General features: G+C 30.8%; 10 protein-coding genes and 1 pseudogene. 2 read left to right on the top strand and 9 right to left on the bottom strand.

Annotation, left to right across the window (positions count from 1 at the left end; genetic code table 11):
* Positions 1-70: 70 nt before the first annotated feature.
* The 8 genes and pseudogenes from JJE11_RS08095 to JJE11_RS08130 all read right to left on the bottom strand — a co-directional run.
* Positions 71-2,014: pseudogene (locus JJE11_RS08095) on the bottom strand (CoA-disulfide reductase); the annotation flags it as partial.
* 31 nt (positions 2,015-2,045) lie between these two features.
* Positions 2,046-2,330, bottom strand: a complete 285-nt coding sequence (locus tag JJE11_RS08100) for a metalloregulator ArsR/SmtB family transcription factor (RefSeq protein ID WP_291634386.1) — start codon at positions 2,328-2,330, stop codon at positions 2,046-2,048.
* Positions 2,331-2,363: 33 nt separating this feature from the next.
* Positions 2,364-2,687, bottom strand: a complete 324-nt coding sequence (locus JJE11_RS08105) for a rhodanese-like domain-containing protein (RefSeq protein ID WP_291634388.1) — start codon at positions 2,685-2,687, stop codon at positions 2,364-2,366.
* 245 nt (positions 2,688-2,932) lie between these two features.
* The gene (locus JJE11_RS08110; protein ID WP_291634390.1) at positions 2,933-4,465 is read right to left on the bottom strand and encodes a SulP family inorganic anion transporter; all 1,533 of its coding nucleotides are present in this window, start codon (positions 4,463-4,465) and stop codon (positions 2,933-2,935) included.
* Positions 4,466-4,836: 371 nt separating this feature from the next.
* Positions 4,837-5,487, bottom strand: a complete 651-nt coding sequence (locus JJE11_RS08115; RefSeq protein ID WP_291634392.1) for a hypothetical protein — start codon at positions 5,485-5,487, stop codon at positions 4,837-4,839.
* A 178-nt stretch (positions 5,488-5,665) separates the two neighbouring features.
* The gene (locus tag JJE11_RS08120) at positions 5,666-5,893 is read right to left on the bottom strand and encodes a thioredoxin family protein (protein WP_291634394.1); all 228 of its coding nucleotides are present in this window, start codon (positions 5,891-5,893) and stop codon (positions 5,666-5,668) included.
* 30 nt (positions 5,894-5,923) lie between these two features.
* A complete protein-coding gene (locus JJE11_RS08125) occupies positions 5,924-6,940 on the bottom strand; it encodes a permease (RefSeq protein WP_291634402.1) in 1,017 nt (338 codons plus the stop codon).
* A 75-nt stretch (positions 6,941-7,015) separates the two neighbouring features.
* Positions 7,016-7,375 (bottom strand): metalloregulator ArsR/SmtB family transcription factor, encoded by a 360-nt coding sequence (locus JJE11_RS08130; protein WP_291634396.1) that lies wholly within the window; start codon positions 7,373-7,375, stop codon positions 7,016-7,018.
* A gap of 282 nt (positions 7,376-7,657) precedes the next feature.
* Here JJE11_RS08130 and hpt point away from each other — a divergent pair, with 282 nt between their 5' ends.
* Positions 7,658-8,182: a hypoxanthine phosphoribosyltransferase gene (gene hpt / locus JJE11_RS08135; protein WP_291634398.1), complete on the top strand. Its 525-nt coding sequence runs from the start codon at positions 7,658-7,660 to the stop codon at positions 8,180-8,182.
* Positions 8,183-8,303: 121 nt separating this feature from the next.
* Here the strand turns inward: hpt and yunB are convergent, their stop codons facing one another.
* Positions 8,304-8,966, bottom strand: coding sequence for a sporulation protein YunB (yunB, locus tag JJE11_RS08140; protein WP_291634404.1), 663 nt, complete (start codon positions 8,964-8,966; stop codon positions 8,304-8,306).
* 193 nt (positions 8,967-9,159) lie between these two features.
* Between yunB and JJE11_RS08145 the strand changes: the two genes are divergently transcribed.
* Positions 9,160-10,198: transglycosylase domain-containing protein (locus JJE11_RS08145; RefSeq protein WP_291634400.1), on the top strand; the 1,039-nt coding region annotated here is incomplete at its 3' end.

The following is a 10,198-nucleotide window of genomic DNA, read 5'->3' on the forward strand; positions in this document are numbered from 1 at the left end:
GCTTGGATATTCTTTTAATATAAAATCAAAATATGCGAAAATGCTATAAGTTTACCTTGGTATGATTATTATTTTTTTTGATATATGCAAAAACCACACCTTTTTCTTTTCTTAAATCTATTAATTCATTATTTGTTTCAGTACACCAAGATTTAATATTCTCATAAAAACCAAGATCAGAAGATGTTACTTTTAATATTTGACCCTCCTTTAACTTATCTACACTAGTTTTAACTTGAACTAATGGGCCTGGACAACATAGTCCACATGCATCGAGGAATTTATCATAATTATCATAGTTTTTATCTGCTGTTTCTTTTATAACTTGAGTATCAGGAACAATTTTATCTGAGACTCCAGCTTCATTTGGCTTAAAATTTGAACTTAAAACTGATTTATACCCTCCAGTTAAGTTTTTAACCTTAAATTCCTTTTGGGATAAAATTCTAGCAGCTACATAACCTCTAAGTCCTACTTGGCAATATTCAATAATTTCTTTGTTTGCGTCTAGTTCACCAATTCTTTCGCGTAGACTATCTACTGGAATATTTATAGCACCCTCAATATGTCCTGTATTATACTCTATTTCTGTACGAACATCTATTACTGTTGTATTTTCTCTATCATAAGCCATAAACTCATCTGTGGTTAATACATCCATTCTTCCTGATAACACATTTTGAGCAACGAATCCTGCCATATTTACTGGATCCTTAGCTGATGAGAAAGGTGGTGCATAGCAAAGCTCAAGTTCTGTTAAATCATCAACTGTTCCTCCTAGCCTTATGACTGTAGCAATTACATCTATTCTCTTATCTACTCCATCATAACCCACACCTTGAGCTCCAAGTATTTTACCTTCGTTATTAAAAATAAGTTTTAAGGTCATTGGGAGAGAATCGGGATAGTAAGAAGCATGAGATGCCGGATGAACAAATATAACTTTATGAGCAATGTTAAGCCTTGTTAAAGTTCGTTCATTATTACCTGTACATGCTGCTGTTAACCCAAATACTTTTATAATTGAAGTGCCCTGAGTCCCCTTGTAAGTAGTGTTTAAACCAGCTATATTATCCGCTGCTATTCTACCTTGTTTATTTGCAGGACCGGCGAGAGGTATTGCAGTATTTGTTTTGTTTATAAAGTCTATAACTTCAATAACATCACCTACTGCAAATACTCCCTCTGCGCTAGTTTGCATTTTATCATTTACTAATACATGCCCCCTTGCACCTAGTTTAATACCAGCTGATTTTATAAATCCTGTATCAGGGAATACTCCTATTGCCAATATAATAATATCAGCGCTTAATTTTGCCCCACTATTCAAAGTTATTTCAACATTATTTTCAGTATCTTTGAAAGATTTCACTCCATCATTTAAAATTATTTCTATACCGTTATCTTGAACTTCCTTTTCAATGGATAAGACGATATCTGTGTCAAAAGGAGCCATTAGGTGAGGGGCTGCTTCCACTAAAGTAACATCAAGGCCTCTTTCCTTTAAGTTTTCAGCCATTTCGACGCCAACAAAACCTCCACCAATAACTACAGCACTTTTAATACCCTTTTTATCTACAGAAGCTTTTATATTATCTGTATCTGGTATATTTCTTAAAGTAAATATTCTTTCGCTGTTTATACCTTCTATATTAGGTTTAATTGCTTTTGCTCCTGGTGATAAAACTAAATAATCATAGCTTTCTTCATAAGTGCCGCGAGCCTTACTATTAACTGTTACAACCTTTTTTCTTGTATCAATGGAAACTACTTCACTGTTGATACGTACATCTAAATTAAATCTTTCTTTCATACTCTCTGGTGTTTGTACTAAAAGTTTATCTCTCTCCTTTATTACTTCGCCGATATAATAAGGTAGTCCACAATTTGCAAAAGAAATGTATTCATCTCTTTCAAACATAATTATTTCTGCATCTTCATCTAGTCTTCTAAGTCTGGCCGCTGCTGAAGCTCCACCAGCTACACCGCCTACGATCAATATTTTTTTTATCATATATATTCCCCCTATTTTTATACTTAATTTATTAACTCAATATTAAAATTGAATTTATTAACTTTATTATTCTTTCATCTTTAATTTTATAGTTAACTTCAAGGCCGTTCCGCCTACCTTCTATTACACCGGCATATCTTAACTTCTGAAGATGTTGTGATACTGTGGATTGAGGAATCTTTAAACAAGTCTGCATATGAGAAACATTACACTCGCCTTGGTTCAATATACTTTTTACTATGCACAACCTAATAGGATGTGCCAAAACTTTTAATATTTCCGTAATTTCACTGTATTTAATATACTCTGTATCCATAGATTTCCTCTCTCCTGAATTTTCATCTAAGCATTACATTGCTACATTGTATCTCCAAGAAGATATTCCCCTACTTAGATGAAAAATATTTTTAAACGAATTGTTTAATAAAGTATCAACCGCTCTTGGGCTTCTTCCACCGGATGCACAATAAACAAGTACTGGTTTATCTTTATATTTAGAAAGTTCAGCGATCATCATAGGTAGAACCTGAACTGGGATAAGCTTTGCTCCTGGAATGTGTCCACCATCGTATTCCTCTTTAGTTCTTACGTCTAGTATAATAAATTCACTATCATTATTTATAAGTTTATAAGCCTCTTCTGCGCTAACATTTTTAATATTTGAATTAAACATATTTTATTCCTCCTTGGAAAACATTATTTATAATTTTAGTATGGTTTTGTATATCGTTATATCTTAATATTACGTTATAGTAATATAATAACACATATGAAATAAAAAGCAATAGAAATATTAAATTTTATTAATATTATTTTTAACTTAAAAAAAAGCACACGATTGTTATTCGTGTACCACCATTTTACCATTCCTGTCTAAGTTTTCCAATGATTGCAGAAAGTGAGCCCCTTGCTATTATTCTATGCTAATAAATCATCTGCAACTCTATATTTGGGATCTTCAATGATATTAACTTCTACTATTCCATCTGCATTTTTTAATAATTGATAACATTCCATACTCAAATGTCTTAGATGAAGCTTTTTATCTGCATTTTTATATTTTTCAGTTAACATGTTTAAAGCTTCTATACCCGTATGGTCGAATACCTTAGCATTTTTAAAATCAATAATAACTTCCTCTGTATCATTTTGAATATCAAAAGCATCTACAAAATCTCTAGCTGAAGCAAAAAATACTACTCCTCTTATATGATATTCTTTAATTCCATCCTTATTAACACTAGAATCAATATCTATGCTTTTTCCTTTTTTCCAAGCAAAAACAAGAGCTGATACTATAACTCCAACAGCTACAGCTATTGCTAAGTCTGTAAATACGGTAACAATTGAAACTGTAGCTATAACAAAGGCATCAGTCATAGGTATATTTTTCATAATTCTAAAACTTGCCCATTCGAAGGTTCCTATTACCACCATAAACATTACACCTGTTAATGCTGCTATTGGAATCATTTCTATAAGACTAGATCCAAATAATATAAATACTAGTAAGAATATAGCCGCTGATATGCCTGATAACCTTCTACGACCACCAGACGTAATATTAATCATACTTTGCCCGATCATGGCACAACCACCCATTCCACCAAATAAACCTGTTACTATGTTAGCCAAACCTTGACCTATACATTCTTTATTCCCGCGTCCTCTTGTATCAGTCATTTCATCTATGCATGTTAATGTCATTAAAGATTCAATTAGTCCAACTGAAGCGAAAACTATTGAGTAAGGTAATATTATTTTAAGACTTTCTAAATTTATTGGTACATTAGGCAGTCCAAATTTGGGTAACCCTCCACCAACTTTAGCTACATCACCAACTAATTTTGTTTCTATTCCTAAGATATTTACTATTAAATATATAACTATAATAGCTACTAAAGGTGATGGTATTGATTTAGTTAATTTAGGTAAGAACTTAATTATTACCATAGTTAATAGTACGAGTCCAATCATAGTGAAAAGTTGAGTTCCTACCATCCACTGTAAAGTTCCATTAATATCTTTCACCTTAAATTGACCTAATTGCGCTATAAAAATAATAATTGCTAAGCCATTAACAAACCCTAGCATTACTGGTTTAGGCATAAATCTAACGAATTTACCCAATTTAAGTAAGCCTACTATAATTTGAATAATTCCCATTAAAATTACAGCAAAAAATAAATATTCTACTCCATTCTCAGACACAAGTTCTATCATAACAACAGCTAGTGCACCAGTTGCTCCTGATATCATACCAGGTCTCCCCCCAAAAATCGATGTAATTAGTCCTACTATGAAAGCAGCATGAAGCCCTACTAAAGGATTAACTCCAGCTACTAACGCAAACACTATAGCCTCTGGAACTAATGCTAACGCCACGGTAAGCCCGCATAATATTTCGGTTTTGTAATCAATTTTTTCATTTGTATTTCTTTTCAATATCATGTAAGTCCTCCATTTTTAAATTCAGTTTTAATTCTGAAATTTTACTCTATATTCTATAACCTAAGTTATTATATACTATATATTATAAACAATCAATTTAAATGTAATTGGCTATAAAGCGCTTTAATCACTTGTAATCGGTTTAAATGCTTAAATATTTTTGCGCAAATAAGACATTTTACCAGTGATTTCTAGCAGATGTATTCCCTTCTGTTTTCTTTTTTAAATTAAGAAAATCTAACATTCTTTTAAAATGCTAGATTTAAAACCTATATGCTTGCTTAAAAACATTATTTTTATCTAAAGATAATTAATTACATCAATAGAATCATCTACAACAGATAAATTTTTAATTCTTTTTACTATTAATCCTAATGATTATTTGTTGGATTAGTAAAATATACAAATCCACCGCCAAGAGTTGTCGTATTGTACCATAATTCAAAATCAATTCTTTTAATAATCCCTTCATCCAAAATGTTTACGAATGAGTTTCTTCCATCCTCTTCGTATTCAAGCGAAATTATTGTGACCCAATGCCATGGTTCAAGGTTTTTAAGTTGACCATTACATAGATTTAAAAATGCTATAGGAACATCTTTTAGTAGTGCTTCTTCCAAAAAAATTAATATCTTATTTAATTCGGGACGATTAGCCTTATCTTCGGGTAAGTCACAAAATGCATATTCAAGATTCAACCCTTTTGACTTAGCATAAGAAAGTACATTTTCATAAAATATTTTAGTTGTTGGTATACCTTCTGTTGTCGGGGTAACATACTTCCATATTTCTTCCATTAATGGTAAACAGGTCTCTTTGCTTATGGAACTCTGCTCTAATTCGAATGTATCTCTGGTATGATTCATATAACGGATAATATTAGATGCTGCACAAGGGCCACATCCCGAAAGACGCTGCCACTCTGTAGCATAACACTCTTGGTGGTAGCCATAATATGTCTTAGCTGTAATTTCATCTATTAGCTTAAACAAATTTGGATTAGACAGTGATTTTGTTTTCATATATTTCACCTCACTTATAAAGTCAAATTATTATTAATTCTTCTTATTTGTGTCTACCGATAAATAGAAGTTTTAAAACTACTATCATTATATCACTATATTTAGATATTACGATATATATTTTTCATTATAAGGCCCTATAATTAGGACCTTATTCTAATCTATTAATTTAGCTTGATTATAAATACTTCTTAATTTCATCAGCTGATGGAACTCTTCCCATTATCTTCACTTTTTCATCTACTACTAGTGCAGGTGTCTTCATAACTCCATATGCCATAATTTTTTTAAAATCAGTAACTTTTTCTATAGTTGCCTCGACACCTAACTCTTCAACTGCCTTTCTTGTGTTTTCCTCCAATTTTTTGCAATTAGCACATCCTGAACCTAAAACTTTAATTATCATAATATTTTCCTCCTTTAAATTTTATATTTATTATATAAATATAAATGAAAATGCATTAAATAGATATCCAATTATAATTATACCAGTTGCAACTATAGCAACAAATATAGCTAATAATTTAGGTTTAACAACTTTACTAAGCATAATTATTGATGGAAGTGAAAGAGCAGTTACTGCCATCATAAAGGATAATACTGTACCAATTCCTACACCTTTTCCAAATAATGCTTCTGCTATTGGTAATGTGCCGAATATGTCAGCATACATTGGTATACCTACGGCAGTAGCAAGTAATACTGCAAAAGGATTATTACTTCCAATTACATTTTCTATTATAGATTGAGGTATCCAATTGTGAATGGCAGCACCAATACCAACACCGATTAAAACATATAGCCAAACCTTACGAGCTATATCCTTAACTTGTTCTTTTGAATAAGATATTCGCTCACTTCTTGTAAGTTCAATTACTTCTGCATCCACATTTTCTATTTCTTTTACATAACCTTCTATATATTTTTCAAGTCCTAATCTATCAATAATAGTTCCACCAATAACTGCCAAAATTAGTCCTACTACAACATATGCTATAGCAATCTTAGCTCCAAAGAAAGACATTAAAATTAATAATGATGCCAAATCTACGAGTGGCGAAGATATAAGGAAAGAAAAAGTTATTCCCAGTGGAAGTCCTGCTGAGGTAAATCCTATAAAAATTGGAATACTAGAGCAACTGCAAAACGGTGTAATTGTTCCAAGTAATGCCCCTAGTATATTTCCCTTAATCCCCTTAATGTTTCCAAGTATTTTTTTTGTTCTTTCCGGTGGAAAATAACTTTGAATATATGATATGAGAAAAATCAACACCGATAACAGAATAAATATTTTTATAGTGTCATAGATGAAAAAATGTACGCTGCCACCTAATCTTTCCGTAATTGGCAATCCAAATACATTTTCTACAAGCCCTCGAATAAGATCTGAAAGCCAAGTCATTTTTAAAAGCGCGTTATTGAGCCAAGAAAATATTTGTGTTATTAGATTCATCATAATCACCCGCCTGTATAATATTTTTTATTTTTTTCTATGAAATTAAGTATCATCTTCGATGCTGAAATATCGTTAATCATTAGGATTACATTTGTTTTTTAACATTTCCGCGTATTCATCACCCTTTTTAAGGATTTTCAAATCCCTTTGTATTGTAACGTAATTTTCAGAATTTAAGATTATTTTCTCTAATATCTCTTTAAGAATCTCATTATCCCTATCTATGTAATAGTATATAAATTGTTCTTGCCTTTCATCTTTTACAAAGCCCATATCGCGAAGTTTGCCTAAGTGCTTTGATATCTTGGGTTGACCTTCTTCTAATATTCCTTGAATCTGGCATACACAGAGTTTTTTATGATATAATAAGACTAAAATTCTAAGTCTTGTTTCATCAGAGAGCACTTTAAATAAATTCATTAGTTTTTCCATTTATTTCACATCCTTTAAATTAAGTAATATCGCTTGTATATATCCATATGGGTATATAGGTATAGTATTCCTAAACTAACTATTTGTCAACTATTTGGCATGACTTCTTAAAATAAAAAGACTAACAAATTTAGTCCTTTTTCGATTCATTATTACATTTTGCAAAAAAGCACTTGAAGAATTCAACGAAACAAGATATTATTTACTTTAGAATCACTTTAGAAGGACTTTATTAAAACATTGTATCAATATTGTAAATATATATAGAGGGCGGGATTAATATTGGAAAATAAAAAAATAAACATTCTTATATCTAAAGATCAAATTAGTGAAAGAATTGAACAACTTGGTGCTGAAATTTCGAAAGATTATTCTGAAAAAAAGTTATATGTTCTTTCATTATTAAGAGGTAGCTTTATATATACTGCAGACCTTGTACGCCAAATCACTGTACCAACAAAAATAGGATTTATGACAACTTCCAGCTATGGACTTGATGAACAATCAAGTGGATCAGTTAGTGTTGTAAATGATATTCCTGACGATGTTTCTGGGTTTGATGTATTAATAGTAGATGATATTGTTGATACTGGATTAACTATGGATTTCGTTATGTCACGAGTTAGATCTTTAGGCGCTGTTAGCGTTAAATCTTGCGTTCTCTTAGATAAACATGAGAGAAGAAAAATCGACCTAATACCTGATTATTGCTGTTTTGAAATTCCCGATCTTTTTGTAGTTGGTTATGGATTAAATTATGGAGATTACTATAGAAATATACCATATGTATTTAATTGGGAAGAATAAGCCCCTTTAGAAGAGTAAGATTCTTTAACGAAACCTGTTAGAAATGCACTTAAACTACATATAGTTAGTTAAAAAAATAAAGTACGTTATTAATGACGTACTTTATTTTTTTATGATTTTGTTAATCACTACCACTATTACCTAAATTAAAACCTGCACTATTTAAATCTAATTGAATTGCTGTACTAGGTATCTTCCCCACTATAATGGTTTCAGCAATTGCTATTTCATTAGATACCTCTATATCATTGCTTTTCAATGGAATAATTACTCTTACCGTAGTTTTTACTTTAACATAAATTTTATGTCTAGTTTGATTAATACCTGCACTTTCAAACTCAGAAGAGTATTTAGTTTGTACCTGTCCTATTGGCATCATTCTTATGGTAATTTGGGGTCCATAATAAGATAATATATTATTTTTTGTTATATAAGCTAATGGGATCGTTATTCCCACTTCCCCCAATTTCATAAGTTCCTTTTGGGATTCCAAAGCAACATCACAAGCTATTTTATTCATTTTTAGAGTATCAGCTTTTAACATTACAATATTTCCATCTGTATCTTTATCTACTCTTATAACCTGGTCGTAGTTAAATTGATCCGAAAATTCGTTTATGATTGCTCTATTGACAATCTCGGTGGCTTTTGATCTCATTTCTGCATCTGCCACTGCCATTACAGTTGGCATTATGGTTTTATCTAAAATATATATGAATACTGTAAAGTTTATCATAATTATGGCCATAATTATTAATATCCTAGCTTTAATTTTATTTTTAATGATTATTACCTCCACCTAAGGTTATATGCTATTATATGTAACTGGGGGACAGTACAGAATTAAATCTCATAGTAAGACTCAATATTTTATATTAACATAATTATATGGTATAATATTAAAGACTAATTATAGGTTAAACAACATGAATTTATAAGTAATATTCCGCTCCAGAAAGATACAAGGAGGATACATAATGAAAAACGAAAAAACTACTAATAAAAAGAAAAAAGGAACCGGTAAGAAAGTTTTTAAAGGCCTTTTTTTTACTATTCTAATTATAGCTTTAATAACAAGCGTAGCTATGGGGGGGGTAGTCCTAGCGATGGTTAAGACAGCTCCTAGCTTAGATATTAATGAATTTTTAAAATTGGATGAAACATCAACAATATATGATGCCGATCAAAAGCTTATGGATGAAATTATTATTTCGCAAAGAAGAATTAATATACCTATTAGTAAAGTTCCAATAATACTTCAGGATGCATTTATAAGTATTGAAGATTCTAGATTTTATACTCACCCAGGGATTGATGTAAAAAGACTAGGTGGTGCTATATTTAATGATATAAAAATAAAACTAAAAGGCAGTGATGAGAGTCTTCAGGGTGCTTCAACAATAACTCAACAATTGGTTAAATATAGAATATTTTTAGAGGATTCTCTAGAAAACAGAACTTCTATAAAAAGAAAAGTTCAAGAAATGTCTTTGTCTCTGCAGTTAGAGAAAGTTTTGAGTAAATCTCAAATTTTAGAGACTTATATGAACACTATTTATCTAGGCGGAAATGCTCACGGTGTGGAAGCAGCCTCGCAGCAATATTTTGGTAAGTCTATTGGTGATTTGACCTTAAAGCAATATGCTTTTATTGCAAGTGCTGCACAAAATCCTAGCGTTTCATATGCTTTGACTTATAAAGCATATAGCAATAAAGAGAGTTTTGATTCAGCTAGAACAAAAGCTGTTCTAGAAAACATGTTCAAGTATAATAAAATAAGCCAAAAACAATTGGATTTAGCTATGGCTGAGAAATTAACATTTAATTTCTCAGATAAAAATTCAAACAAGATGAACTATGAGTATTTCTCCAGATCTGTTATCCTTCAGGTTGCTCTTGATTTAATGAAAACATTAAACATTAGCGAAGAAGAAGCATACTCAAAGCTTATGTATGATGGATTAAAAATTTATACAACCATGGATAGAAATATGCAAAATAAATCACAAAGTATAA

The sequence above is a fragment of the Clostridium sp. genome (genome assembly GCF_016650095.1).
GTDB lineage: Bacteria > Bacillota > Clostridia > Clostridiales > Clostridiaceae > Clostridium_AD.

Coding starts and splice junctions, on each gene's coding strand:
- JJE11_RS08100 (WP_291634386.1), bottom strand. CDS start 2,330: ATGGATACAGAGTATATTAAATACAGTGAAATTACGGAAATATTAAAA.
- JJE11_RS08105 (WP_291634388.1), bottom strand. CDS start 2,687: ATGTTTAATTCAAATATTAAAAATGTTAGCGCAGAAGAGGCTTATAAA.
- JJE11_RS08110 (WP_291634390.1), bottom strand. CDS start 4,465: ATGATATTGAAAAGAAATACAAATGAAAAAATTGATTACAAAACCGAA.
- JJE11_RS08115 (WP_291634392.1), bottom strand. CDS start 5,487: ATGAAAACAAAATCACTGTCTAATCCAAATTTGTTTAAGCTAATAGAT.
- JJE11_RS08120 (WP_291634394.1), bottom strand. CDS start 5,893: ATGATAATTAAAGTTTTAGGTTCAGGATGTGCTAATTGCAAAAAATTG.
- JJE11_RS08125 (WP_291634402.1), bottom strand. CDS start 6,940: ATGAATCTAATAACACAAATATTTTCTTGGCTCAATAACGCGCTTTTA.
- JJE11_RS08130 (WP_291634396.1), bottom strand. CDS start 7,375: ATGGAAAAACTAATGAATTTATTTAAAGTGCTCTCTGATGAAACAAGA.